The following is a 26,489-nucleotide window of genomic DNA, read 5'->3' on the forward strand; positions in this document are numbered from 1 at the left end:
GCATCTGAATTGACGCCTTTGAATTGAATAGCCTCGGAATTGAATAGCCCCTGAGTTGAAAGACTCAGGGGCTTTTTCATGCCCGGACAAACCTCAGCGGTACAACACCTTTTCCGCCAGTTCGTCCGCCACCCGCGCCGGTGAACGTTTTTCCGCCTGGGCATGGGCAAACACTTCCGTCAGCCGCGAACTGATTTTCGACAGGTGCGCAGTGATGGTCGTCAGTTCTTCGCCCCGGTGCTTGAGGGAAACGTAGATCAGCCCGCCGGCATTGATCACGTAATCGGGTGCATACAGGATGCCGCGCCGTTCCAGTTGATCGGCGACGTCCAGATGCGTCAGCTGATTGTTGGCCGAGCCCGCCACCGCCGAGCAGCGCAACTGGGTGACCGTGTGGCTGTTAAGCACACCGCCAAGGCCGCACGGTGCGAGGATGTCGCACGGCGTGCTGAGCAATGCGTCGTTGGCAATCGGATGGGCGTTGAGCTGTTCCATCGCCAGTTGCACCTTGCCGTGGTCGATGTCGCTGACCAGCAGTTCGGCGCCCGCTGCGTGCAACTGCTCCGCGAGCGCAAACCCGACATTGCCCAAGCCCTGAATCGCCACGCGCAAGCCTTCGAGATTGTCGCTCCCCAGCCGTGCCATGGCCGTGGCGCGAATCCCGGTGAACACGCCCATCGCGGCATGCGGCGCCGGGTCGCCGGCTGAAGTAGTGCTGGTGACATGCTGAGTCTGCTGGGCGATGCAATCCATGTCCGCCACCGAGGTGCCGCTGTCGATGGCGGTGATGTAGCGCCCGTCGAGCTGATCGATGCAACGGCCGAAGGCTTCAAACAATGCAGCGCGGTTTTCCACGTGGACCGGCCGCACGATCACGGCCACCCCGCCGCCCTGAGCAAGACCGGCCAGCGCGGCCTTGTAGCTCATGCCCTGGGCCAGGCGTATGGCGTCCTCGACTGCAGATTCGTCGTTCGGGTAGGCAAGATAACGACAACCGCCCAGGGCTGGCCCGAGGCGACTGTTATGGATGGCAATGACCGCCTTCAATCCGGACACCGGATCAACGCTAAGGTGCAGCGATTCCAGGCGAGTGCTTTGCATGAGAGCAAACATCGGCAGGCTCCCGAATCACTTCTGGTAGACGCCAGTATAGGCTTGCGCCCAAAAATTGCTGAAGCGCACGGGAATAAGGCCCGACAGCGACCAATGTGTTGCGGCATAACCCGATGGCAGAGCAGCCCCGACACTGGACGAATGGCAAAGACGGGGCTAAAACGAGGCATGATCCGGAGATTGAGATGAGTCCGCGCCAACGTTTCTTCGATTGTCTGCACCGTTCACCGCCCGCGCTGTTCGAAGCCGCGTTGTGGATGGCCGCCGAACACGACAAACAAGCCGATCCCGAAGCGCTGTTGCAGGAATTCAAGGAACTGCAGCAGCGAGTCAGTTATGGCTTGCCGTTGCTTCCGGTCAGCGAACTGGCGCAACCGTTGCTGCGGCGCATGACTGACCTCGGTTTTGCCCAGGATGATTTCGTACCGCTGCGTCCGCAGGCCGCGATGGTGCACAAAGTCATGCAGACCAAACGCGGCCAGCCGCTGGCGCTGGCACTGATCGCCCTGGAACTGGCCCGTGGTCTGGAGATCCCGCTGGTTGGCGTGAACTTCCCCGGGCACTTCCTGCTGAAAGTGCCCGGAGCCGATCACCTGCTCGATCCGTGCGGCGGACGGCGCCTGTATCCGAACGATTGCCGCGAACTGCTGCATCGCCAGTACGGCCATCAGATGAAACTCAACGCCGACCACCTGCTGACTGCCGAGCCGGTGCAGATGCTTCAGCGTCTGTCACGCAACCTGCGCCAGTTGCACCTGACCCACGACGATTTCATCGCGGCGCTGATTGATGCCGAGCGCGTGCTCGAACTGGGCAACGCCAGCGCCGCCGATTACCTGGCCCGGGCCAGTCTGTACCAGCGCCTCGATTGTCCGAACGCCGAGCGTTTCGATCTGGAGCACGCACTGTTGCTCAGTGACGACCCGATTCAGCGACTTCGCCTGACGGAACGGCTGGGGCATCTGCCACCCAACTCAGTCGTCCACTGATCCCTTGTGGGAGCGAGCTTGCTCGCGAATCAGGCGACGCGGTCGATCAGTCAAACCGCGTTATCGTTCTTCGCGAGCAAGCTCGCTCCCACAGGATCTTGCGCAACCTGCGAAGGCGAACGCACCTGAATGATCAGCAACGCCGCGATCACCGCCGGAATCGCGCAGAAGAAGAAAATCTGCTCCACCGGAATGTGCATCGCCAGCAACAGGCTGCCGAACAGCGGCCCGAGAATCGAGCCGAATCGCCCGACTCCCAATGCCCAGCCAGTGCCGGTGGCGCGAACCTGGGCCGGATAGAAATTGCTGGCGAACGCATTGAGCGTCAGTTGCCCGCCGATGATGCAGAACCCTGCCGCGAACACACAGGCCACCAGATAACGCGGGTTGTCGTGATTCAGGCCCAGCAGAATCGTGCACACCGCCGCGCCAGCCAGCACGCCGGACAACAGTCGCACCTTGCTTTTCAATCGATCGGCGAACCACGCCATGCAGATCGCGCCGAGCGTACCGGCGAACAGGAACATCGACGTCACCAGGTTCGCTTCGTTGAGTTTCAGGCCACTTTCCAGCAGCAGCGACGGCAGCCAACTGATCATGAAATACAGCAGGATCAGGCTGACGAAAAAGGTTGCCCAGATCAGCAAGGTCGGACGCGCATAACCGTTGCGGAACAATTCCACCACGGTCAGCTTGCTGCCCTGCTCGCGTTCGTTCTGCTCGACCGATGCGGCGGGCGGTTGCCACTCCGGCAGCATGCGTGCGGTGACCTTGCGCAGGCGCGCATAGGGCGGCGCATCACGTAGAAGACGCGGCAAGGATTCCGGCAGCATCCACCAGAGAAACGGAAACAGCAGCAACGGCGTGACACCACCGGCGAGGAACACCGCTTGCCAGCCGAAACGGTCGATGAACCCGGCCGCCACAAAACCACCGGCCGCACCGCCGAACGAGAAGCCGCAAGCCGCCAGCGTCACCATCAGCGTACGCAGGCGCGGCGGTGAATATTCCGACATCAACGCCATGGCGCTGGGCATCGCGCCGCCCATGCCGATACCGCAGATGAAGCGCGCGATCATCAGGGTATTCAGGGAATCGGCGAACACCATCAGCACGGTGAGGCTGGCGTAGATCAGCACGCAGGCGAGCAGAATCCGTCGAACGCCGAAGCGGTCAGCCAGAGGCGTCACCGCGAGGGAGCCAAGCGTCAGACCCAGCAGGTTGGCGCTGAACACCGGGCCGAACGCGGACTTTTCCAGGCCCCAGTCCTGCGCCAGTGCCGGCACCACGTAACCGAGCACCTGGGCGTCATAGCCGTCGGTGACCAGCAGCAAGGCGAGAAGAATCAGGAGCAACCACTGAAAGCGGGACACAGGACGGGCGTCGAGTGCCGCCCGGAAGCTGGCAATCTGGTTGTGCATCGCAAGGTACCTGTTTTGTTTTTATGATTTTTTGGTCACAGCGCAGATCTATTGTGGGAGCGAGCTTGCTCGCGAAAGCGGTCAGTCAGGCGACATTGCTGGCGCTGACCCTCCCTCTTCGCGAGCAAGCTCGCTCCCACAGGGGTTACGGCGTGTCCGGCTGATTCGCCGGATGCGCCGCAATGAACGCCGGATGTTCAGCGGCCAACGCGGCGACCCGGCGAATCCGTGGATAGGCCTCCAGCGAAACGTTGAACCGCTCGGCCGCGTACAACTGCGCAATCAGGTAAACGTCAGCCACACACGGCCACTCGCCAAAACAGAAACCGCTGTCGCCGATCAATTGCTCCACCGTCGCCAGCCCCTGACTGATCCAGTGGCCGATCCACTCGTTGACCTGCGGCTCGTCATGCCCCAACCCGCGCAGGCGATTGAGCACGCTGACGTTGTGCAGCGGATGCACGTCGCAGCCGATCACCGCCGCCACACCGCGCACCTGGGCACGGGCAACGAGGTCCTCGGGGAGCAACGGCACCTGTGGATAACGCTCTTCCAGGTATTCGATGATTGCCGGCGACTGGATCAGCAACTTGCCTTCGTCAGTGCGCAGCGCCGGCACCCGGCCCTGGGGATTGATCGCCAGATACGCCGGTTGCCGATGCTCGCCGCCAGGCGCTGCGATCAGATTGACCGGCAGCGCCTGATAGTCGAGCCCCTTGAGTGCCAGCGCGATCCGCACCCGGTACGACGAGGTGGAACGGTAATAGGTGTAAAGATCCATGACCCGCTCCTGTCAGCGTGCCGCCAGCACGGTGCCACGGCACTCGCCGAAACCGATCGAGGCAAAACCTTCGCGGGCGCAGCGAGCGCGCAAGATGATTTCGTCGCCGTCTTCAAGGAATTTGCGCACTTCGCCGGACGCCAGCTCGATCGGTTTTTTGCCGCCCTCGGTGATTTCCAGCAGGCTGCCGAACTGACCGTTTTCAGGGCCGGACAAGGTGCCCGAACCGAACAGGTCACCGGCCTGCAACTGGCAACCGTTGACGCTGTGGTGCGCGACCATTTGCGCAACGGTCCAGTACATGTAGCGCGTGTTGCTCAGGGTCAGGCGATGGGCCGGCAGATTCTGCTCGCGCATTTTCTCGGTAAGCAGCAGCACTTCCAGCTCGATGTCGAAACCACCGCCCTCCTGATCGCGTTTGTCGAGCAGGTACGGCAGCGGCTGCGGATCACCTTGCGGACGCGCCGGTTGTGCGGTGCGGAATGGCGCCAGCGCTTCGGCAGTCACCACCCATGGCGAGACGCTGGTGATGAAGCTCTTGGACAGGAACGGGCCAAGCGGCTGGTATTCCCAGGCCTGAATGTCACGGGCCGACCAGTCGTTGAGCAGGCAGAAACCGGCAATGTGTTCAGCGGCATCGCCAATGGCAATCGGCTCGCCCATCTCGTTGCCCTGGCCGATCCAGATTCCCAGCTCCAGCTCATAGTCCAGACGCGCGCACGGGCCGAAGGTCGGCTCGGTCGCACCGGCTGGCAGGGTCTGGCCTTTCGGGCGGCGCACGTCGGCGCCGGAGGCGCGTACGGTGGATGCACGACCGTGGTAGCCGATCGGCACGTGTTTGTAGTTCGGCAGCAGCGGGTTGTCCGGGCGGAACAGTTTGCCGACGTTCTGCGCGTGTTCGATGCCGACGTAGAAGTCGGTGTAGTCGCTGATGCGCGCCGGCAGGTGCAGCTGGCAATCGGCGGCCAGCGGCAGCAGTTTTGCGCCCTGGGCTTCAATGTTGCCGCGATGGGTGCTGCCTTCGCTGAACAGCTCCAGCAGACGTTCGCGCAATGCAACGCGGGCGTCGCGGCCGAGTTCGAAGAAGGCGTTCAACTGACCGCCGCGCATGGCTTCGACAGCACGGCGCGCGACGCCGTCGAACAGCCCGGCCTCCAGCGCTACTTGCAGATCGAAGATGTGTTCACCAATCGCCACGCCCGCGCGCGGCGCCGAGCCGTTGAGGCTGAACACACCCAGCGGCAGGTTCTGCAGCGGGAAATCGCTGTGGCCATTGGCGGAAGCGACCCAACTGCGGGTGATGGAATTCTGAGTCATGGATTATCTCCGGGTCGGGTCGAACGTGGCGGGCAGCGAGGCCCAGCAGGCGTCGTAAGTGGATTGCAGTTGCGGGCAGTCGAGGGCGAAGCGGCTTGGGCGCAGCACCTGGCTGGTCTCGAACATGAAGGCCATGGTGTTGTCGATCTTGGCCGGTTTCAGGTCCGCATTGATCGCTTTAGTGCAGGTCTCGCCGTCCGGGCCGTGGGCGCTCATGCAGCTGTGCAGAGATGCGCCGCCGGGCACAAAACCTTCGGCCTTGGCGTCGTACTCGCCCTGGATCAGGCCCATGAATTCGTTCATCAGGTTGCGGTGGAACCACGGCGGACGGAAGGTGTTCTCGGCCACCATCCAGCGCGGCGGGAAGATCACAAAGTCGAGGTTGGCCAGGCCGTGGACGCTGGTCGGCGAGGTCAGCACGGTGAAGATCGACGGGTCCGGGTGATCGAAACTGACGGTGCCGATGGTGTTGAAGCGGCGCAGGTCATATTTGTACGGCACGTTGTTGCCGTGCCAGGCGACCACGTTCAGCGGTGAGTGATTGAGTTCGGTGCCCCACAACTGACCGAGGAATTTCTGCACCAGGGTGGTCGGTTGTTGCAGGTTTTCGTAAGCCGCGACTGGAGTCAGGAAGTCCCGCGGGTTGGCCAGACCGTTGCTGCCGATCGGCCCCAGATCCGGCAGGCGCAACGGCGCACCGTGGTTCTCGGCGATATAACCGCGCGCCTGCGCATCAAGCAATTCGACGCGGAATTTCAGGCCCCGTGGCAGCACGGCGATTTCCAGCGGCGCCACTTCCAGCACACCCAGTTCGGTGGCGATGCGCAGGCGACCCAGTTGCGGCACCAGCAGCAGCTCGCCGTCGGCGTTGAAGAAAACGCGTTCCATCGAACGGTTGGCGCAATAGTGATAGATGCTGATGCCGGCCGGTTTTTCGGCAGCGGAGTTGGCCGCCATGTTCACCAGACCATCGATGAAATCGGTGGGTTCGGCCGGGATGTCCAGTGGGTTCCAGCGCAGGCGATTGGGGGTCACTTCACCCAACGGACCACCTGCCAGTTGCCGCTCCAGTTTGACGAAGGCCGGGTGATTGGCCGATGGCTGGATCCGGTACATCCATGTACGCCGCGCTTCGCTGCGGGTCATGGTGAACGCGGTGCCGGAGAACAGTTCGGTGTACAGACCGTAAGGGGCTTTTTGCGGAGAGTTCTGGCCGACGGGCAGCGCGCCGGGCAACGCTTCGGAGCTGAATTCGTTGCCGAAACCGGATTGGTAAGCCAGGGCTGAATCGAGGTTCATGGAGCCTCCTGAACAGGGAGTCGGCATGGCCGGACGCTCTGAATCGGAGGTCTTGGCACGCCGGGGTTATTTTTATCGTAATTCAATTACGCATAACGTAATTTGCTCGCTATCCAGCGTCAAGCTATAAAGACGCCCATTCGTTCCGGGACACGGCAGCACCATGGAAAAAACCAGCGACAGCAACGGCAAACAGAAAGTCCGCTCCGCCGAGGTCGGCACCGACATCCTCAAGGCCCTGGCCGAGTTGTCGCCGTCCACTTCGCTGTCACGTCTGGCCGAACATGTGCAGATGCCGGCGAGCAAGGTTCATCGTTATCTGCAGGCATTGATCGCCAGCGGCTTCGCCGAGCAGAACACCGCCACCAACCATTACGGCCTGGGTCGTGAAGCGCTGCGCGTGGGCCTGGCGGCACTCAACAGTATGGACGTGCTGAAAGTCGCCGCCCTGCCCCTGGCCGAGCTGCGCGACGAACTCAACGAAACCTGTTTCCTGGCGGTATGGGGCAATCAGGGCGCGACCGTGGTGCACATCGAACCTGCGGTGCGCGCGGTAACCGTGGTGACGCAACTGGGCTCGGTGTTGCCGCTGCTCAGTTCATCCACTGGTCTGGTCTTCGGCGCGTACCTGCCGCATCGTGAAACCGATGAATTGCGCGAGCAGGAAATCGCCGTCGGCGGCCATCCGCTGGCGGACGAAAAAGCCTATGCGGCGTTGTGCGGACAGATTCGCGAACGCGGTCTGCATCATGTCCACGGCTTGCTGATGCCTGGCGTCGATGCTCTCTCGGCACCGGTGTTCAACGCCCTCGGGCAGGTCGCGGCGGTATTGACCATCGTCGGCCCGACCTCGTTGTTCCACGCCGACGAAAACGGCCCGGCGGCGCAGCGATTGCTGGCGGCGACGCGGGCCGTGAGTTGGCGGATGGGGTATCAGCCAGCTTGAAAGATTGAATGATCAGCCGACGATATGGGTCTTGCTGTCCGCAATCACATGGGGAGAAACCGCTGCGGTGATGTAACCGATCCCGACCGGCACGCCGGTCGCGGTCGATACGATGTCCGCGATATCCTTGACCCGTGTCAACGCGCCCACCGCCGAAACCGATCCGCCAACACCGCCGATCACGCCGACGTACAAGAGGATGGAGCTTCTCCAGGCCGAGGCCAGATGGTTCCTGCCTGCGTCGTCATCCCCCAGGCTGTAGGCAACGATGCCCTGAACGATCGACCTTGTGATCCGTACGATACTGGCGACCAGTCCCACCGGCGGTACAAACAGCGAGACGATATCCACCGCCAGCTCCGTGACCACCAGCACCGTGTTCCAGAAACGCTCGGCAGGCGTGGTCGTTTGATGATCGACATCGCTGAGCACCCGCGAAACCATGCTGTCGAACTCGAACTTGAAATGAGTCACGGCGTAACTGTTGATCAATGCAGGTGCAGGGAGGGGGTTTGCAGCTTTCTGACAACGAATGACGAAATTCTGCACGACAGCTCGGTGCTCCAGCCTTGCCAGTGCAATGACGTGATTGCCCAGGCTGCCGCCCTTGAGTCCCAGTGTCAGCGACGCGAGCGGACGAAAGCTCAAACCGTCCGGTGCCTTGGGAATGTAGACCAGCAGTTGCAACTTCCCCGCCACACGGCGTCCGAACGTGTAGGCACCCTCGATGCGTCGCCCCTCAAGGGTCAGCGTATAAATACCTTCCTGCGGGGTGGTTCCGGGTTTGAACGGTTCCAGCTCATGAGGGCGGTCATGATCCAGCCCCTCGACCAGTCCCGCCAACCAATTGAATTGCTCGGAGGACAGGGAGCCCTGCATCTTTTGGGTCACTGCAGCCTTGAGCATTTCGTTTTGCTTGACCTTGCAGAAGAGCTTCGCCTTCAGGCTCTGCTTCGGGGAATTGGCGAAATGGTCAACCAGATGCCACTCATACGCCATGGCCGGTTTCAGGCTGATCAAGGCCCTCACAACGCTCGCATTCAGATTTCCCAGCGAAGCACCATTTCTGGAGGCAAATGCCACCTGACCATCGCTCGGCCAGAGTTGCCATTGAATGAACAGTTGAGTAAGCGTCATCCACTCCTGCCCACGCACCTTGACGTTCACTTGATCAGGATCGATCAATGGGTGTTTCGGGTCAGCCCCTCGCAGATGACGGTTCAGCCTTTCCATCACCAGGTCTCGCGAAAACGACACCATTGTGGGGATATTCAGCTCATCTTTTGACACTTCGTAGATCGCCTTGAACTCCGTATTCAGCCGGGTGAGCAGCTCACGATCCTGCGCCGCCGCGTTCCGGTACCAGACGGGGGTAGCCACTTTTTCCTCAGCGACTTCCCAGTCGATGATCCCGTGGATGGCCCCCATCAGCGGGCCATCATCCAGCCCTTGAGTCCATTGCACCAGTGTCACGTCCCCCCACCACCATGGCTGGAATACCGGGCCCGGTTCGCTGAAGGAAAGGTAGTCCTTCTCGAATTCCGCACGATTTTCGCTGAATGCCTGACCGGTCAGGAAGTCACGGTCACGCGGCTCGAATCCCCAGGCAATGAACTGTCGCTTCAATGCCGTCAGATCGGTGAACTCGAACCACTGCTGCCCTGTCGGTGCGCCGGGTGCATAAAGGACATGCCTTGAGTGATCAGGCGCCGCGCCTTTCGCGCGAAACGCAAGCATGTCCCTGAACGGTTTGTAGTAAGGCCGGAAAGCAACTCCCGTTGCCTCCATTTCCGGTTTCCCGAGCAGATACCGCTGCACCATATCCTGGGCCTGCGGGCTGATGTGTTTTTGCAGGATCGCGGCGAAGTTACTGACGGCAATCTGCTGTGCCAGCACTTTACACATGGCTTCTCTGACCGACGCCCGTCCAAAGCGGTCATTGCGTTCATTGGCGTATTGCACCCGCAGATCAAGCTGGCGGATAGTGCGTTCGATATTGGACGCGGTCAGTCGCGGGTTGTTGTGAAACGCCTCGAACTTGATCGAGTACGCAGCCCCCTTGTCATGCACGCCGTACATGAACAGCTGGGTCAGGGTTTTACGCTCGATATGCTCGATACGCCGGCTGCCCATCGGCAGCGAATGTTGCACCGTCACCCAGACCGTATCAGGATCCACACGTTGGGTATCGTCTGCGGAAATATGAGTTTCGACGACACCGCGCACATATTCCTGGAATGAAGACACCCCGCCCATCGACTCATGCAATGCCACCTGACTTCTCAACAATCCGTTTTCCATCGAGGCGAAAACTTCCTGATGGGCGGCGGGAGCGTCCTTGAGCCATTGCGGCCGATTTTTCTTGTTCATCAGGATCAGGAGGTGGGCAATGCGTCCCTTTGCGGTATCGCTCACTGTCTGCTGACGATGCACCGATTCGATGGACTGAATGACGGCCTGCAGATCCGCGCCGTTTTTTTCCAGTTGGCGAAGATGCCAGGTCACGTCTCTCTGCTGCTGTTCTAGCAACCCGGCCGTGAGGGTGTGGAAGAGTTCTCCCTGAATGTTCAGGTAACGGATGTCCGGAACCTGCCTGACCTGAGCGGCGTCTTCCAGGGCAATGCCCTTGAGCAGTTGCAGCCGGCTGTCCGGGTTGCTCAGGCGCTGCTCCAGAACACGCTGCATCATGGCCGATGTGCGGAATGTTTCCAGGCCGTTCACGTGAGTGAAAAGAACGACCCATTCGTTCTCGCCCGGTATCAGTTCAGAGACCGAGCGGCCAGAGAGGTAAGTGACAAAGCAACCGGCCAGCGTCGCGAATCGGCCGTTTTCCAGTTGCAGAGAAACACTGTAGGCCGGCGTCATGGATGCGCCCCTTATGAAGACGGCAAAACTTTCCTCTACTTCCGGTAGCACACCTTGCAACTGCACTGTCGCACTCAATTCCTGCCAGAACAGCGCGGCATAGGCATCCTGTAGTTGACGGCTGCGCGACGGCAGCTTGCGCCCCTTGTCATCCTTGCCCGAAGATGCGGCCCAATATTGCGCCAGCAAGGGCGAGTATTTTTGTGCCAGCGAGCCCAACACATTGGCGATCACCGAGCCGACGGCAGCCACATCCAGACCCTGGATTCGATCCTCGTCATCCGTGGAGTCAGGCCAGTCGTAGACGCCGTATTGGCTGGCGTCATACACGGGTGCCCGGCCCCGCGCCAGGCACTGCATGAATACGTCCATGACCAGCCCGGTCGGTTGCGGATTGACGATTTCCCGACTTCGGGCAGTGACGTAAGTCTTGCTGATGTAAATATCCGGCAGCAATTTCTGAAGTTCGTTTAACACTAGCTCCTGCAAATACGACTTGAACGAAGGCAACCCTCCCAGCATACGTTCAAACTCTACAAAACCCTGATCAACTTTACCCAGACTTGTTTCAATCGAAATCTTTTCCATGGCACTCATAAACAAACTCCGGCAATACACATTACTACCAGGCAATACAACATCACCCGAAACGTGTAATTAACTTAGCTTGAGAAGCACCCACACAGACACCCACCACACTTTACAAAGTATTGAAAACTCCGGTCGCCAACCTGATCTACAATTTCATTAACTGACAATTAGCTGACAACTAACTGACAATTAACTGCACAACCCCAGCATTCTTGCCCGCGCCACGGCATGCGTCCGACGTTCCACGCCCAACTTGGCGTGAATTCTTCTGACATGAGTTTTAACCGTATGCAATGAGATGAACAACTTGTCCGCTATTTGTTGATTGGAGTTTCCCGAAGCAATCAATTCCAGGACCTGAGACTCTCGCAAACTCAATGAATTTTCATCGCCACTTTTATCTGAAAGTTTCTTTTGCTGTACCAAATCAACCCAGGCATCCGGCACTTGCTCTTCAAACTTCAACAATAATCGTGACAACTTGAAATGGCTTGCCAATGCCCGGCCTCTTTCAAAGTAAAGCCGGGCAGATTCGCCTTCATCGAGCAACGAGGCCACCTCCCCCATCGCCAGCAACAGTTCGGCTTCAAGAAGGATCATCCGACGGGATCTGGCCTGTTCGAACAGTCGCTGCAAACGTGCCATTGGTTGAGGTGCCTGATGCAACCGGGTCTCGGCCAGAATCAGCAAACACTCGATGCGCGGGACAAGCTCCAGCGTCGCCGGCGGTGCCTGCCGTGCGTTGGGGCCACGAAAGTGCCGAATTACCCGAGTCAAGGCCTCCCGGGCCAGTTCTGGCCGCCCCTGTTGCAGCCAGAATTCGCTGCTGACCTGCAACAGGATGCTGCGATAGACCGTGTCCGGAATCTGCCGCTGCTGCATCAACCGTTCCGCATCGCGCAGACGCATGAAGGCTTGTGGGAAATCCCCCTGATCGGCAGCCAGTTGAGCCAGCCCCAGAAAGCCGTAAAGCACACGCTTGTCAAAGCTGCGCAGACAGTCGTCGAGCCCCTGTTGAAAGAACTCGGCTGCCCGTTCCTGCTGTCCCAGGCTTAGCGCCAGTCGCCCGCGTCGCAGGGCGATACGGCCCAGCAGCGGCGTCGGCCGCTCAATGGACAATCCGAGCATTTCGCAGAGATTGGCCAGCAGCTCTTCGGCCCGGGCGGCCCCACCACGCTGTTCGAGCACCTGGGCATGATCAAGCTCCAGCAACGCCTCGAACAGCAATGAACCTTCAGCCCGGGCCAGGCAAAGTGCTTCACGATTGATCGAATGCGCCAGCTCCAGATCGCCACACAGCAGCGCCTGCTGTGTACGTCCCGACAGGCACAGCAGGCGCGCTGTCCAGGCCTTCGGCGACAGATCGCTCAAGGCTTGTTCAAAGTGATCACGCGCCTCTTCCATCCGTCCTTGCAGGTGCAACAGCCAGCCTTGCTGAGCCTGCCAGCGGGCAATCAATTGCCGTTGCTGGCCAGCCGACGGTGGCGGCAAAAAACGCGACAGCTGCCCGATGCAATCCGCCGCCTGGACAAAACGACCGGCGAACAACAATGCAGCCGTGATCAACCCGACCAGTTGCGCCGAACCCAGCAACAGTTCCTCGCCGCGCTGTTCATATAGACGCAGCAACAGCACGACCGTCTGTTCCTCGAACAGATGCTCGAAACTGAAATGCTGTAACAGACTCACAGCGACCTCGTACTCCTCGGCCAGCAACGCCTGCTCGAAAGCACATTTCCAATGTTGCCCGGCAGCAAACCACTGACAGGCCCGGCGATGCCAGGAACGCCCGGCAGGCCACGGTTCGTCACGCATCAGGCGTGACAGTGGCGCACACACCTGCAACCAGTCCGGAGATCCTCGCCAGGGTTCGATAAAACATCCCAGCGTCTGCAGGTTGCGCATCCATTGCGCCCCGTCTCCGGCACCAAACAGGTGATCGCAAAGGCTGGCATTGAAACGCGGCAAATGCGCCAGCACCCGCCAGGCTTCGGCCAGTTCCGGGCTCAGGCCGCTGAACAGTTCGTGTTGCAGGTAGTCCAGCAAGGTATCCATGCGCTGCTGGGGCAAGGTCTTTTGCGACCAGTCGCATTTTTGCATCATCAGCATCCGTACTCCGGCACACCAGCCACCGCTGCGCTGATGAATACGAGCCGCCACGCTGTCGGCCTGGTCTGGCGGCAAGTGGCGCAGTAGTTGTGCGATTTCGTCCCGGGTCAGCGCCACCATCGCCCCTTCACATTCGTACAAGGCATCATCGAGCAGCAGACGCGGCCAGTTGCAGGGTGGCCGCCGCCGCGTACCGATCCACCATGTCACGGCCGGACTGCTGATCGCCAGCATCCGGTCGAGCAATGCGTCCAGCGCCGGCTGAGGATTGCGGCAGTAATCGTCGATCAACACCCAGGTTTCCGAGGACCTTCGCGCCAGTTCATAAAGCAACGAAGCCTCGTCCGAGGCCGTCAGTCCCATCGCACGTGCAAGCCGTTCGCAAAATTCGCCGACACCCAAGGCAGCCCCTGCCAGCGGCAACCAGCAGACGGTGCAATTGGCCGGCGCTTGCAGCAGGCACTCGGTGAGTAGCGCGGTTTTACCGCTGCCGGCCGGCGCACAGATCAGTTTGACCCGGGCCGTCGAATCGAAGAGTGCCTCGCAAAGGCGCGGGCGCGGCAGATGATGGGGAGACAGTCTCGGGAGAAAATCCGGTCGGTCCAAACTGGGTGTCATGGCGGTCATCGGGTGCGCCTTCTTATCGTTGTACGCTCACCCTAGACCTCTCTCCGGCGCTTGTTGACGAGTATTCAGCAAGCTGATTGGCGCCCATAAAAAAGGCGACCGTACGGTCGCCTTTCGCCTTGCCGATGTATCAAAACCCTTACCGTACGCCCTCGGCGCGCAGGGCTGACGGCGTGTAGTCGGCAGCCTTGGCTTCGAAGCCGAATTCGAAGCTGTGCTTCTCTTCGTTCTTCATCCCCAGAGCAATGTAGCGGCCGGCGATGATGTCGTAGAGCGCTTCAAGGGTGTAGGCCTGGGTCTGGTGATCGTAGTAATACTGCGCGTGTCCCTCGGCCACCCGCCACAGTTGCCCGCGACCGTCGTAATGATCGGCCAGCGCCACTTGCCAGCTGTCCTCATCGATGTACATGTGGCGCTTGGCGTAGATGTGCCGCTCGTTCGGTTTCACCGTGCCGATCACTTCCCAGACCCGGTGCAGTTCATAGCGGGTCAGGTCCTGATTGATGTGCCCGGCCTTGACGATGTCGTCGTACTTGAGACTCGGCGAGTCGAGCTTGTAGCTGTTGTACGGAATGTACATTTCCTTTTTGCCGATCAGTTTCCAGTCGTAGCGATCCGGCGCACCGGAGAACATGTCGAAGTTGTCCGAGGTGCGCAGGCCATCGGCAGCGGTGCCCGGCCCGTCATAGGCAACTTGCGGCGCACGACGCACTCGGCGTTGCCCGGCGTTGTAGATCCACGCCAGACGCGGTTCCTTCACCTGATCGAGGGTCTCGTGCACCAGCAGCACGTTACCGGCCAGACGCGCCGGGGCGGTCACCGACTGCTTGAAGAAGGTCAGGACGTTGGCGGCTTTTTCCGGATCGAGATCCTTCATCAGTTGCGGCACGGCGATCTCTTCTTCGAAGCGGATCGGTGTGTAGCTGCCATTGGTCTGCGGGGTCACCTGAGTGATGATCCGTCGCAGATTGCCGCCGTGATACCGGGTGATGTGATTCCACAGTACTTCAACACCGTTCTTCGGAATCGGAAATGCGTAGTAACGGTTGCCGGTGAAGTTGGCCAGGCCGTTGCCGTCGTTGATGCTAGTGACGTTGAGCGCACTGCGCTTGGCCGATTCGTAGATTTCCGGCGGTACGGCCACGGTGCGATGGGTCGGGTAGACCGGGATCCTGTAGGTTTCGGGGTAGCGCTTGAACATCGCCACCTGGCCGTCGGACAGCTTGTCCTTGTACTTGTCGACGTTGGCAGCAGTGATGGTGAACAGCGGTTTTTCGCTGGCGAACGGGTCCGCCAGAAAGCCTTTGCTGTCGACCGCACCGGCGTTTTTCGCAATACCGCCGGTCCAGGCCGGAATCGAGCCGTCGGCGTTGCCGGCCTTTTCGGCGCCCAGCGGCGTCAGGCTGGTGCCGAGCTTGCTGGCCTCTTCCGGCGAGACCGCCGCGATCACGTTGGCGGCCAGCAGGCTCAGGGCCAGGACACCGCATTGCAGAATCATCTTGCGCATTGCATTCATCCTTCTCGGGCAGATCAGAAGTTCACACCGAAACTCAGCGCCACGAAGTCACGGTCTTCGAGGGTGTTGTAGTCACCACCGAAAAAGTCGGTGTAACTCAGGCTGGCGGTATAGGTATTGCGGTAATCGGCATCCACCCCGACGCTGATGGCCTTGGCGCCTTCGTTGAACAGACCGTTGGGGCCATAACCGGCAACGTCGTGGGACCAGGACAGGTTGGGTTTGAGGTTGATCCCGCCGATCACGTTGGCGTAATCGAGGATCGCCCGGGCGCGATAGCCCCAGGAGGTGGAGGTGACGAAACCGTCGGTGTCACCGCCGAAACCGTACTGACCGTAGACCGAGTCACGGCCATAACGCAGCTTGCTGCGCGACTCCAGCCCACCGACCCGCACCACCGCCGCTTCGCCGACCAGGGTCAGGCGTTCCGCACCCCAGACCTGATCGAAAAAGTGCGTCAGCGTGCTCTGGATCTGCGTCACTTCCTTGCGCCGGTAGCCCTTGTTGTCGGCGCCCGGCGAGGTCACCAGCGGCGACGCGGCACCGCCGGCAATCGGATTGAGCAGCGCCAGGGTCAAGTCGTTGGTGTTGACCTGCACCGGCGCGTTGGGCCGGTAGCTGATCTCGCCGGTCCAGGCGGTGCCGGTCGGCAGCGTGGTGGAGAAACTCGCGCCGTACAGGCGGATGTCTTCCGGGTATTCGAGGTAGTACTGGCCGCGCCCAAGCATCACGCTTTGCGCCAGCCCCGAACCGCTGCCGGGTGCCAGACCGTTTGCGATCCCGACCATGCCCGGCAGCGCCGCGAGGGTCGAAAGCCCGGCGGTGCTGGTGCCGACGGTCGGCGTGCGGCTGTGGTAATTCATGAAGTAGAGGCCGTACTCGGTGTCATCGCCGAGCCAGCGCAGTGCCGTACCCCATTGTCCGGAATCCCGCGCATCGCGGTCGCCGCCACGGGGCACGATCACGCCTTCGCGGGTCACCTGGATCGGCTGACCGAAGGCTGCCGTCAGCGGTACAAACGGGGCGATCGCCGGACTGCCGACGGTGTAGCCGTTGTTGCAGCCGTCCGCCGCCACGTCAACACCGAAGAAGGTGCCGCAGTTGTCGAGGACGGTCTGATCCCATTCCAGTTGATAGAAGCCCTCGACCGTCAGTTGATCGGTGAGCCCCTGAGAGGCGAACAGCATGTTTACCGGAATCAGCCCTTCCTTGATCTCCGCACCCGGCCGGCGAAACGCCGAAACGTCGATCGGGTTGATGCTGTTGATCGAGTTGCCGATGAAAGTACTTTCACCCCAGCTCACCACCTGTTTGCCGGCGCGCACGGTGCCCGGCAGATCGGCGATGGAATAGTTGTGATAGATGAACGCATCGAGAATCTGCGCGCCGGAGGACTTGGCGCCCTCCTTGCGGCCCTTGTCGCTGATCGGCTTGAACTCGCGGTCTTCGTCCTTGAGCTCGAAGTCGTACCAGTACTTGCCGCGCACGAACACACCGGTGTCGCCGTACTTCAGTTCGAGGTCGTGGATGCCCTTGAAGATCTTGGAAAAGGTCTCGCCTTTCTTGAAGTTCAAACGCCCGTCATCACCGGTGGACGACTGGCCGGTTCCGCCGTTGACCGTACCCACCAGCGACTTGTCGGCATCGCGCATGCCCCAGCTCGCGCCGACCGACAGCGAAGAATCAAAGGTGCCTTCGATTTCCCCGATATTGAAAGCGACCGCGTGCGCCTGGGCACAGCAGCCCAAGCCCACCGCAGCGGCGAGCGCGTGCGGTGTGAAGATGGCGCGCATTGTTGTTTTTGTCATGCGTCTTCCCCGGTGAGTGACAGAAGGCCCCACCCTACTGCCGCTACACGGGGACGATAAGCGCACCAAGGAGGTATTCGCGCCGTCGCTCGAAAGGATGAATACCCGCCTGCGGCAAGGCTCTGCGCCCGCCATGAACAGGCTGGATGCACCACCATCAACGTGACGGATGATGGCCCTTCGAATCACTGCACTGTTACATGCCCCGTAACAGTGCATGTCCGGTTTCGCTATTTTTACTTTGGTCTCGAGCGCTTATTCTGAGCGGGCTTTCACGGCGCACCGCCCGCAAGCACAAAGTCCGCGACCGAGTCGTCGGCAACCGATTTCTGATGGACCGAAGCATTTCTTCGATCCATCGCCCCGGTGTTCACTGACGTTGATTTGTAGCTCCTTGATCCAACGTCTTACCTTGGCCGCTGCGTTTGCAGCGGCCTTTTTTATGGGCGCGACCTGGCAAATGTCGCTGGCGCACCGACAGCTTCCTCTGCACTGGGCAATGCGATCTACAAGTGCCCGAACTACACAATTTCCCGAAATCGGCTACACGTCTCTGTAACTTCGCGATCGCGCTTCTCAATTAAGATCATTGCCAGACCAGCGAACACAAAGGGCTGGTTTTGACTTTATCCATTGGAAGGATTGCTCGTTGAAAACCATCAGCTATAACCAATACCGCTCCATCCACAGTTTCAACGGACGGATTCGGTTTCTTGTCTTTCACTACACCGCCGTCGACTTCGCCGGCTCTATTGCCGCCCTGACCGGCCCGAGTGTCAGTGCGCACTATCTGGTGCCGGACATCACTGATCCCAGCTATCAGCGGGCCGGTCACAGCACCCAGGAGGTTTTCGGTCTGGTGGATGAAACCCAGCGTGCCTGGCATGCCGGGATCAGTCAGTGGGGTAATCGCAGCAACCTCAACGACACGTCCATCGGCGTGGAAATCGTCAACATGGCGACATTCAAGGACGGCCTCTTCAACTTTCCGCCGTACCATCCTGAACAGATCCGTGCGATCGAAGAATTGGCATTGAACATTCTTGCGCGCTATCCGGATATCGGGCCGACCCAGGTGCTCGGCCATTCGGACATTGCCATTGGCCGCAAGAGTGATCCCGGACCGAAGTTTCCGTGGTACGCGTTGTATTTGAAGGGCGTTGGCGCCTGGTATGACGAGGACACCCGGAACCGCTTTTTGCAGCAGTTCACCGAATCAGGCATTCCATCCCGGGCCGACCTGCTGCAACAGTTCAAGACCTATGGCTACGACACATCCAGGGCCACAGACGAAGCGGGCTATCGGCAACTCGTGCGTGCCTTTCAATTGCACTTTCGCCCGCAAGCCTGCGAAGGAGAAATGGACGCACAGACGGCGGCAAACCTGGCGGCACTCGTGGCCAAATACTTTCCTTGAACACTTGAAAGGCAAGGTCGTTTCTTGACCTTGCCGGTACGGTTTACAGCGAATATTTCTGCAGGTTCGCCATCATTTCCTTCAGCGCCTCGATGTTGTCCTTCGGATGCGCCGCGCCTTCGAAATCACAGATCTGCTGCCAGTGCGCCGCGACGTCTTCCGGGGAAAAACCGACGCGGGGATCGAACCCGGCGCCCAGGCTGCGCTCCCAGCGCACTTTGCCCATCCAGCCGCCGCCGACTTCGAACAGGCCCGAGGTTTCCTGGCATTGCTCGCTGGCCAGGTACACCACCAGCGGGCTGACCAGTTCCGGTTTGAGTTGTTCGAACACTTGCGGCGGAATCAGGCCTTCGGTCATGCGGGTGCCGCCGGTGGGGGCGATGGCGTTGACCAGGATGTTGTTCTTGCGGCCTTCGATGGCCAGGGTGCGAGTCAGGCCGTAGAGGCCGAGTTTGGCCATGCCGTAGTTGGACTGGCCGAAGTTGCCGTAAATGCCCGAGGTCGATGCGGTGAAGATCACTCGCCCATAGTTCTGCTCGCGCAGGTGCGGCCACGCGGCGCGGGTCACCTTGTAGGCGCCTTCGACATGGACGCGATAGACCAGATCCCAGTCGGCGTCTTCCATTTTGTGGAAAGTCTTGTCGCGCAGGATCCCGGCGTTGTTGACCACCACGTCGACGCGGCCGAATACGTCGAGCGCGTTCTGCACCAGTTTTTCGCCGTCGGTGACCGAGTCATGGTTGGCTTCGGCGATGCCGCCGGCCTCACGGATTTCCGCCACCACGCGGTCGGCCGCCGAAGCGTTGGCGCCTTCGCCCTGAGTCGAGCCGCCGAGGTCGTTGACCAGCACTTTGGCGCCCTGTCTGGCGAACAGCAAGGCGTGCGCGCGTCCCAGGCCACCACCGGCTCCGGTGACGATCACGACTTTATCTTCGAAACGCACAGAATCATTCATCGGGGCAACTCCAGCAGGCCTGAGGGACAGTTTCCCCGAGTGTCAGGCACGACGCGCTCGGTCACAACGAACACGGATGGGGCTGAATGGTGCGCGATAAGGCTGGGGGATGATGAAAACGTGCCGGGGCGCCAGGCGCCTCCGGCAAGAATTCAGGAGCACGCCGCCTTGCGCGGTGGCAACACGAAGTGATCGCGAAATGCGAGATAGTGTTTGAGCACCTGTACCGGCGCTTCGGTTTGCGGGTAGTGGCCGATACCCGCCAACAGCACGATGTCCGCGTCGGGGATAAGCTCGCGATAACGCTCGACCATGTGCGCCCCGGAAATCGGATCGACTTCGCCATCGATCACCCGCAGCGGCACCTCGCCACGCTGCATCGCCGCGACCCAGCGATCACGCTGAACCCGACGCTCGGGAATGTAGTGAATCAGCTTGTGCATGACGCGTTGCCCGCGATTGCACTCGATCAGGCTCCAGAAATCATCCATCTCGCTTTCGCTGGGCCGGGTGTCCGGGCCGAAAATCTGATGGAAACTTTTCACCAGCGCATCCCGGGTGAAGGCCCGGCCGATCATCCAGCCCAGCGGGCTGAGCAGCAGTTTTTGCGTCAGCAGTGGCCGGTGGGTTTCCGGAAACAGACCACCATTGAGGAACACACAACTGGCGACTTCGATCAGGTCTTCGTAATGTCGGGCCAGCAGTTCCTGGGCAACACTGTCGCCGTAGTCGTGGGCCAGAATGTGCACCGGTTGCTCGACCTGCAGATGCGCGAGCAAGGCCTGTTGCAGATCGGCCTGCTCCAGCAGGCTGTAGGTGTGATTGAGCGGTTTGGCCGAGTCACCGAAGCCGAGCATGTCGCAGGCAATCACCCGGTAGCGCTGGGACAGCGGTTGCCACAGGTAATGCCAGTCCCAACTGGCCGTGGGAAAGCCATGGATCAGCAGCAGCGGTTCACCCTGCCCGGCCGTCCAGTAGCGGATCGGCTGACCATGGAAGACAAACGCCTGGCTGCGTTTGCGCCAGGCACTCAGCGGAATCTCGGCAAGAGGCATTAGAGTTTATACCCCGGGTCTTGTTTATCGAGTTTGCGCAGCAGCGCCGGCCAGGCCAGCGCGCCACCCATGCCTTGAGCACTTTTGGTGACACCGGCGATCATCGCCTTGGCGCCTGCCAGAATCTGCGGTTCGATGGCGATCAGTTCGGCCCCGCCGGTCTGCGCCATGACCTGGATGTCGCAGGCGCGCTGAAAGGTGAACATCATCAGGAAGGTATCGGCGATGGTGCCGCCACAGGTCAGCAGACCGTGGTTGTGCAGCATCAGGAAATTGTTGTCGCCCAGATCCGCCTGCAACCGCGCTTTCTCTTCATGGTTAAGCGCCACCCCTTCATAGGCGTGAAAGGCCAGGCTCGACAGCACGAACAACGATTGCTGACTGATCGGCAGCACACCCTGCTTCTGCGCCGACACCGCGACACCGGAAGCGGTATGGGTGTGCAGCACGCAGGCCACGTCGTGGCGGACTTCATGCACGGCGCTGTGGATGGTGTAGCCAGCGGGATTGATTTCGTAAGGGCTGTCCATGAGTTTGTTGCCGGCCTGGTCGACCTTCACCAGGCTCGAGGCGGTGATCTCATGGAACATCAGGCCAAACGGGTTGATCAGGAAATCTTCGGTGCCGGGCACCTTGGCGGAAATGTGGGTGAAGATCAGATCATCCCAGCCATGCAGCGCGACCAGACGATAGCAGGCGGCCAGATCGACCCGGGTCTGCCATTCCGCGGCACTGACCTGGTCTTTGACGTTTATGGACGAAGGGACGGGGGCTACGCTCACTGTATGCACCTCTGCGTTCTTATTGTTTTTGCGTGTGTCAGCAGTCTAGTCAGCCCCGGACGGTCGCGTAGTTGCATTGGCAGCCAGCTTGATGACTGAACGAGTCAGCAACGCAAACAGCTTGGATCCATGTCAAAGCAACGACGCCAACAAAGGTGCGGCGAACAGATTGAGCAGCCCGGTGAGCACCATCACCAGGCCCGCGACCGAGCCTTCTTCGCCACCCACTTCATGGGCCCGGCTGACCCCGGCGCCGTGCGCACCGACGCCGAACAATGCACCGCGTGCCAAAGCGCTGCGCAACGGCAACCACTTGAGCAGCACACCACCGAGCATCGCGCCGAACACCCCGGTGAACATCACGAACACCGCAGTCAGTTCCGGTACGCCACCGAGGTCCTGGGCCAGCGGCATCGCAAACGGTGTGGTGATCGAGCGCGGCACCAGCGACAGCGTCACCGGACTGTCCAGCGCCAGTGCTTTCGCGAGACCGAACGAAGTGGCGATCGACGCCGCACTGCCGGCCAGCATGCCCAGCAGCAATGCCGACCAATGCCGCACCAGCAACTGGCGCTGCTGCCAGATCGGCACCGCAAATGCCACCGTGACCGGACCAAGCACCAGCATCAGCCAATGGGTATTGCTTGAGTATTCGGCGTAAGCGGTGTGCAGCGGCACGGCAAGCGCCAGCAGCAACGCGGGGACCAGAATCAGTGGCGACAACACGTAGCGCCCGGTCCGGCGATACAGCCAGCGACTGAACAGATAAGCCAGCAACGTGAACGCCAGCCAGAACATCGGCATCAGCTCAAGCTTCATGGGACCGCCTCAGGCGCACGGCCAGCTCTACGGTGAACGCGGTCACCAGCATCACCATCAATGTGCTGGCCGCGATCACCAACAAGATCCGCCAGCCGTCATCGTGCAGCAACGCGCCGTAATCCAGCAGGCTCATCAACGCCGGAATGAAGAACAGCAGCATCTCGGCCATCAGCAATCCCGCGCCCATTTGCAGCGCCGCCGGTTTGACCCAGCCGAACGCAAAAGCCAGCAGCAGCAATGCCATGCCGATCACCCCGCCGGGAATCGGCCAGGGCAGCCACGCTGCGATCTGGCATCCGAGCAGGTAGAGACCGAGCAGCACGGCCAGTTCGGCCAGCAGGCGGGAAAAGTATTTAACGGTCGAGGATTTCATCGGGGGGCTCCTTTCACAGGTGCCTATTTTACGAACCCGACTTCCATCTCCGAAGCGAATTGTTAGACTCAAGGCCATTCCAATCTGGAATCAGGCCATGGAATTCAAACAGCTCAAAAGCTTTGTCGAAGTCATGCATCAGGGCGGTTTCACTCAAGCCGCAAAAAACCTGCACATCAGTCAGTCTGCGGTGAGCAAGCAGATTGCCCAGCTCGAACAAAGTCTCGGCACCCCGCTGCTTGAACGGCTGGGCTCGCAATTACGCCTGACCGCCGCCGGCAGCGTGGTGCTGCAACGGGCCGAAGGCATGCTGCGGTTGCGCAATGAATTGCTCAGCGAGCTGGATGATCTCAGTCATCTGGCACGCGGCGAGCTGCGTCTCGGGCTGCCATTACTGGGCAGCGACGCGTTGTTTGCCGGGCTATTTGCCGAATACCGACGGCGATATCCGAACATCAGCGTTCAACTGATAGAGGGCGGCAGTCGCAACATCGAACAGGCTGTGCTCAGCGGGGAGCTGGAGTTGGGTGGCAGCTTGCTGCCGAAAGATCCGCAGTTCGACGTTCAGCCGTTCTGCGATGAACCGCTCGATGCGCTGCTTCCGGTGGATCACCCACTGGCGGCAAAAGGCGAAATCGGTCTGGAAGAATTGGCCGATACGCCGTTCCTTTTGTATCAGCGCAGTTTCGTGCTCAACGATCGTTTGCTTCAGGCCTGCCAGCAGATGGGCTTCACCCCGAAGGAAGGCGGGCGCAGTGGGCAGGCGGATTTTCTCGCGGCGCTGGTCGCCGCCGGACAAGGCGTGGTGTTGCTGCCCAGCGTGGTGGCGCGCGGACTGGTGCGGCCAGGCGTGGTGCGCCTGACCTTGAACGCGCCGGATTACTTGCGCTGGGACATCGCTTTCATCTGGCGCCGGGGCGCCTATCTGTCGAAGGCTGCGCAGGCCTGGCTGGCGCTGCTGCGCGAACGTGAAATCAGCCCTTGAGCGTGGCGATCAACTGTTCCAGCCAAGGTTCGGCGTCGGTTTCAGGCGTGACGCTTTCGCTGGCGTCGATGCGCAGCATGTCCTGCACCTCGCGCACGCCCAGTTCGCCGAACAACTCGCGCAATTGCTCGCCGCCGCCGCAGAAGGTGTCGCCATAACTGGCATCGCCCAAGGCGATCACGGCACCAGGCAAGCCACGCCAGGCCGCCGGCAATTGGTCGCGAATGGCCGAGTACAACGGTTGCAGGTTGTCCGGCAGCTCGCCCATGCCGGTGGTCGAAGTTACGCCGAGCAAGACTTCAGGGCCAAAGGCCTGGAGATCAGCGAGGCTGGCGCGCGAGTTGTAGAAGGTTTCAAAACCGGCGGCGTTCAACAGGCTCTGAGCGTGGCGAGCGACTTCTTCGGCCGTGCCGTACACAGAGCCGGAGAGGATGGCGACTTTCATCAATCTGATCCTGAAACTGAAAAAAAGAGCGGCGATAGTAACAGCCAGCGGCGCCTTGTCGCGATTGGCTCTCGATAAGCGCTGGTGGCCGGTAGACAGCGCCGATCGATCTTCTAGAATGCCTGCCACCGAAATCCTTAAAGGCTTCATAGATGATCAGTGCCAGTTTGCTGCAAATGGTGATCAACGCGTCGAACGAAGGGATCGTGGTGGCAGAAAAGGAAGGCGATCAGGACAACATCCTGATCTACGTGAATCCGGCCTTCGAAAAAATGACCGGCTATACCAGTGAAGAGATTCTTTATCAGGACTGCCGCTTCCTGCAGGCCGGAGATCGTGACCAGGCCAGTTTGAAGTTGATTCGCGACGTATTGAGCGAAGGCGGCTCATGCCGGGAGATCCTGCGTAACTACCGCAAGGATGGCACGCCGTTCTGGAACGAGCTGTCGCTGTCGACCGTGAAAAATGCCGACGACGGGCTGACCTATTTCGTCGGCGTGCAAAAGGACGTCACGGTTCAGGTCAAGGCCCAGCAGCGCGTTGTGCAACTGGAAGCCCGGGTCGCGGCTCTGGAAGCCGAGCTCGCTGAACTGAAAGCGACGAACGGCGCAAACAAAACAGCGAACTAATTGTCACTAACTACAATCACCAATGACTTTGTAATTATTCATTTCGAGTTAGCCATGCAGCGTGACGCCCTCCTGACCCAGGATGAGCTGGATTTCATCCAGACCATGCAACACAACCCGCAACTCAACGTGCGGGATGCGACGTCGAGCCTGCTGGTCAACGGTGGTTCGCAGATCCGTGACCTGCTCACGCGCCTGGCGGCCCATGAACAAGTCACCATCCAGGCCAACTTCGAAAATCAGCAGATGACCTTCCCGTTACATCTGGTGGAAGACGAGTTCCACGCCCTGCACCTGCGCCTGGGTGTACCGAGCATCTATGAAGACGGACCGATGGTGCGTCCATGGCGCCTGACTCTGGAAGAGCCGGTGGCACTGGAAAATGCCAAAGGCCAGCCCGGTACGCTGTGGGTTCACGAGGTTTCGCACAAGGGTGTGCTGCTGGAAGTGCGCAACAAGACCAAACCACCGAAGCATTTTGCCTTGTGGTTCAGCCCGTCGGGCTATGAGCGGATTTCCCTGCGCGGGACGTTCGAGCGGGAAACCGAAAGCGGCTTTTATGCTTACGAGCTAAGCCAGAGCGATGCCGACGAAACCGAGCGTCTGCGCCAGTTCATCCTGCAACAGCATCGTCTGACCCACCCTGCCATACACACCTGAGTCTCAGGTATCCAGCGTCCCCGCCAGAAACTGATTCATGCGTTGACGCATGGTCGATCCGTCATTGCCCAGGCAGCCAACCGCTGATCCGGCGAGGCTGTCCTGCGCCAGATCGGCGGCATCGCCCGCCAGCATCAACTGACAATCCAGGCTCAAGGCCAGACGATTCAAACGTCGTGGCAGCTCGGCAGTCGGCGCATGATTGGAAAACAGCACCAGCGCCTGAGGCCTGGTCTTTTCGCACACCAGCGTCAGTTCATCGAACGGCTGGCCGGTGGTGAGTACACGAACACCCGCGTCATTGCCGCTGAGAAACAGCGCCGCCACCAGTAGTTCAAGCTCACGACATTGACCGGCCAGTGCGCTGACGATCACCCTGCGCGGTTGAGAGCCGCGGAGCATGACGATGCGCTGCAGCACCTTCGCTCGCAGAAAACCATCAAAGAACAGCCACTCGCTGGTTTGTCCGAAAGCGTCCTGGCGCTGCAGCATTTGCAGCCATAACGGCATCAGGATGTCCTGAAACACGACAGGCAATGCGTAGGAGGAGAAAATCTGGCCGTAGAGTTGATCCAGCGCCTGATCGTCGAATGAACCGACCGCGTGCCGAACCTGTTCCTGCCACTGCAGGTAATCCGTCTGCATATTGTCATCGGATATGAACGGGGCCAGGACTTTCATCGGCTCGGTCTTGGCCAGGATCCTGCCGATCTTGCTCACGGCGACACCCCGATCGATCCAGTCGACGATGCTGCGAACGCGCTCGATATCGGTCATCGAATACAACCGATGCCCGCTTTCGGTGCGTGTCGGCTGGATCAAACCGTAGCGACGCTCCCAGGCGCGCAACGTAACCGGGTTCACGCCGGTCAGCCGCGCTACTTCGCGGATAGGGAAAAGCTCTTCGCGCTCCAGCGCAACAGAGGCCGGGAAAGCAGGACGAACGTCAGTCATGACAGGCATTTGCGCGGGTACGTCCTCGTT

General features: G+C 60.3%; 22 protein-coding genes. 6 read left to right on the top strand and 16 right to left on the bottom strand.

Annotated features, from left to right (window positions below):
- Nucleotides 1-93 precede the first annotated feature (93 nt).
- Nucleotides 94-1,113 (bottom strand): Glu/Leu/Phe/Val dehydrogenase family protein, encoded by a 1,020-nt coding sequence (locus MKZ87_RS25025; RefSeq protein ID WP_085698509.1) that lies wholly within the window; start codon nucleotides 1,111-1,113, stop codon nucleotides 94-96.
- A gap of 185 nt (nucleotides 1,114-1,298) precedes the next feature.
- Between MKZ87_RS25025 and MKZ87_RS25030 the strand changes: the two genes are divergently transcribed.
- The gene (locus tag MKZ87_RS25030) at nucleotides 1,299-2,102 is read left to right on the top strand and encodes a SirB1 family protein (RefSeq protein ID WP_007957252.1); all 804 of its coding nucleotides are present in this window, start codon (nucleotides 1,299-1,301) and stop codon (nucleotides 2,100-2,102) included.
- A 50-nt stretch (nucleotides 2,103-2,152) separates the two neighbouring features.
- Here the strand turns inward: MKZ87_RS25030 and MKZ87_RS25035 are convergent, their stop codons facing one another.
- From MKZ87_RS25035 to hmgA, 4 genes are all read right to left on the bottom strand, one after another.
- Nucleotides 2,153-3,523 (bottom strand): MFS transporter, encoded by a 1,371-nt coding sequence (locus tag MKZ87_RS25035; protein WP_085698508.1) that lies wholly within the window; start codon nucleotides 3,521-3,523, stop codon nucleotides 2,153-2,155.
- A 145-nt stretch (nucleotides 3,524-3,668) separates the two neighbouring features.
- Nucleotides 3,669-4,304, bottom strand: coding sequence for a maleylacetoacetate isomerase (maiA, locus tag MKZ87_RS25040; protein WP_085698507.1), 636 nt, complete (start codon nucleotides 4,302-4,304; stop codon nucleotides 3,669-3,671).
- A 12-nt stretch (nucleotides 4,305-4,316) separates the two neighbouring features.
- The gene (gene fahA, locus MKZ87_RS25045; RefSeq protein WP_227234496.1) at nucleotides 4,317-5,621 is read right to left on the bottom strand and encodes a fumarylacetoacetase; all 1,305 of its coding nucleotides are present in this window, start codon (nucleotides 5,619-5,621) and stop codon (nucleotides 4,317-4,319) included.
- A 3-nt stretch (nucleotides 5,622-5,624) separates the two neighbouring features.
- Nucleotides 5,625-6,920 (bottom strand): homogentisate 1,2-dioxygenase, encoded by a 1,296-nt coding sequence (hmgA, locus tag MKZ87_RS25050; RefSeq protein ID WP_266202109.1) that lies wholly within the window; start codon nucleotides 6,918-6,920, stop codon nucleotides 5,625-5,627.
- 163 nt (nucleotides 6,921-7,083) lie between these two features.
- On the opposite strand from hmgA, the gene MKZ87_RS25055 reads away from it, so the two are divergent.
- Entirely contained in the window at nucleotides 7,084-7,866 is a 783-nt protein-coding gene (locus MKZ87_RS25055) for an IclR family transcriptional regulator (RefSeq protein WP_085698504.1), read from the top strand.
- Nucleotides 7,867-7,878: 12 nt separating this feature from the next.
- On the opposite strand, the gene MKZ87_RS25060 is transcribed toward MKZ87_RS25055, so the two are convergent.
- From MKZ87_RS25060 to MKZ87_RS25075, 4 genes are all read right to left on the bottom strand, one after another.
- Complete coding sequence (locus tag MKZ87_RS25060) at nucleotides 7,879-11,328, bottom strand: dermonecrotic toxin domain-containing protein (protein WP_266202110.1); 3,450 nt, start codon at nucleotides 11,326-11,328, stop codon at nucleotides 7,879-7,881.
- 183 nt (nucleotides 11,329-11,511) lie between these two features.
- Nucleotides 11,512-14,058 carry a helix-turn-helix transcriptional regulator gene (locus MKZ87_RS25065; protein ID WP_266202111.1) on the bottom strand — a complete coding sequence of 849 codons (2,547 nt, stop codon included), beginning with the start codon at nucleotides 14,056-14,058 and terminating at the stop codon, nucleotides 11,512-11,514.
- A 139-nt stretch (nucleotides 14,059-14,197) separates the two neighbouring features.
- Nucleotides 14,198-15,565: a DUF1329 domain-containing protein gene (locus MKZ87_RS25070; RefSeq protein WP_227234487.1), complete on the bottom strand. Its 1,368-nt coding sequence runs from the start codon at nucleotides 15,563-15,565 to the stop codon at nucleotides 14,198-14,200.
- 23 nt (nucleotides 15,566-15,588) lie between these two features.
- Entirely contained in the window at nucleotides 15,589-17,382 is a 1,794-nt protein-coding gene (locus tag MKZ87_RS25075; protein ID WP_266202112.1) for a DUF1302 domain-containing protein, read from the bottom strand.
- 649 nt (nucleotides 17,383-18,031) lie between these two features.
- On the opposite strand from MKZ87_RS25075, the gene MKZ87_RS25080 reads away from it, so the two are divergent.
- Nucleotides 18,032-18,799, top strand: a complete 768-nt coding sequence (locus tag MKZ87_RS25080) for an N-acetylmuramoyl-L-alanine amidase (RefSeq protein ID WP_234206491.1) — start codon at nucleotides 18,032-18,034, stop codon at nucleotides 18,797-18,799.
- 43 nt (nucleotides 18,800-18,842) lie between these two features.
- Here MKZ87_RS25080 and MKZ87_RS25085 read toward each other — a convergent pair whose 3' ends face one another.
- From MKZ87_RS25085 to MKZ87_RS25105, 5 genes are all read right to left on the bottom strand, one after another.
- Nucleotides 18,843-19,754, bottom strand: a complete 912-nt coding sequence (locus MKZ87_RS25085) for an SDR family oxidoreductase (protein ID WP_085698498.1) — start codon at nucleotides 19,752-19,754, stop codon at nucleotides 18,843-18,845.
- Between the two features lie 152 nt (nucleotides 19,755-19,906).
- Nucleotides 19,907-20,809, bottom strand: coding sequence for an alpha/beta fold hydrolase (locus MKZ87_RS25090; protein ID WP_085698497.1), 903 nt, complete (start codon nucleotides 20,807-20,809; stop codon nucleotides 19,907-19,909).
- Nucleotides 20,809-21,591 carry a class II aldolase/adducin family protein gene (locus MKZ87_RS25095; protein ID WP_085698496.1) on the bottom strand — a complete coding sequence of 261 codons (783 nt, stop codon included), beginning with the start codon at nucleotides 21,589-21,591 and terminating at the stop codon, nucleotides 20,809-20,811. Before MKZ87_RS25095 ends, MKZ87_RS25090 begins: the two co-directional genes overlap by 1 nt.
- 132 nt (nucleotides 21,592-21,723) lie before the next feature.
- Nucleotides 21,724-22,410, bottom strand: coding sequence for an LrgB family protein (locus MKZ87_RS25100; RefSeq protein ID WP_085702493.1), 687 nt, complete (start codon nucleotides 22,408-22,410; stop codon nucleotides 21,724-21,726).
- Nucleotides 22,400-22,786 (bottom strand): CidA/LrgA family protein, encoded by a 387-nt coding sequence (locus MKZ87_RS25105; RefSeq protein ID WP_085698494.1) that lies wholly within the window; start codon nucleotides 22,784-22,786, stop codon nucleotides 22,400-22,402. Before MKZ87_RS25105 ends, MKZ87_RS25100 begins: the two co-directional genes overlap by 11 nt.
- Nucleotides 22,787-22,883: 97 nt before the next feature.
- On the opposite strand from MKZ87_RS25105, the gene MKZ87_RS25110 reads away from it, so the two are divergent.
- On the top strand, nucleotides 22,884-23,771 hold the full coding sequence (locus tag MKZ87_RS25110; protein WP_085702492.1) for a LysR family transcriptional regulator: 888 nt from the start codon (nucleotides 22,884-22,886) through the stop codon (nucleotides 23,769-23,771).
- Here the strand turns inward: MKZ87_RS25110 and MKZ87_RS25115 are convergent.
- Entirely contained in the window at nucleotides 23,761-24,216 is a 456-nt protein-coding gene (locus tag MKZ87_RS25115) for a flavodoxin (RefSeq protein WP_085698492.1), read from the bottom strand. The two genes, MKZ87_RS25110 and MKZ87_RS25115, sit on opposite strands and share 11 nt — an antisense overlap.
- A gap of 152 nt (nucleotides 24,217-24,368) precedes the next feature.
- On the opposite strand from MKZ87_RS25115, the gene MKZ87_RS25120 reads away from it, so the two are divergent.
- Nucleotides 24,369-24,845 carry a PAS domain-containing protein gene (locus MKZ87_RS25120; RefSeq protein WP_085698491.1) on the top strand — a complete coding sequence of 159 codons (477 nt, stop codon included), beginning with the start codon at nucleotides 24,369-24,371 and terminating at the stop codon, nucleotides 24,843-24,845.
- Between the two features lie 54 nt (nucleotides 24,846-24,899).
- Nucleotides 24,900-25,505, top strand: a complete 606-nt coding sequence (locus tag MKZ87_RS25125; protein WP_085702491.1) for a hypothetical protein — start codon at nucleotides 24,900-24,902, stop codon at nucleotides 25,503-25,505.
- A gap of 3 nt (nucleotides 25,506-25,508) precedes the next feature.
- Here MKZ87_RS25125 and MKZ87_RS25130 read toward each other — a convergent pair whose 3' ends face one another.
- Nucleotides 25,509-26,468, bottom strand: coding sequence for a MerR family transcriptional regulator (locus MKZ87_RS25130; protein WP_085702490.1), 960 nt, complete (start codon nucleotides 26,466-26,468; stop codon nucleotides 25,509-25,511).
- Between the last annotated feature and the right edge of the window lie 21 nt (nucleotides 26,469-26,489).

Origin of the sequence: Pseudomonas sp. MCal1 (assembly GCF_026341415.1) — a bacterium.
Classification (GTDB): domain Bacteria; phylum Pseudomonadota; class Gammaproteobacteria; order Pseudomonadales; family Pseudomonadaceae; genus Aquipseudomonas.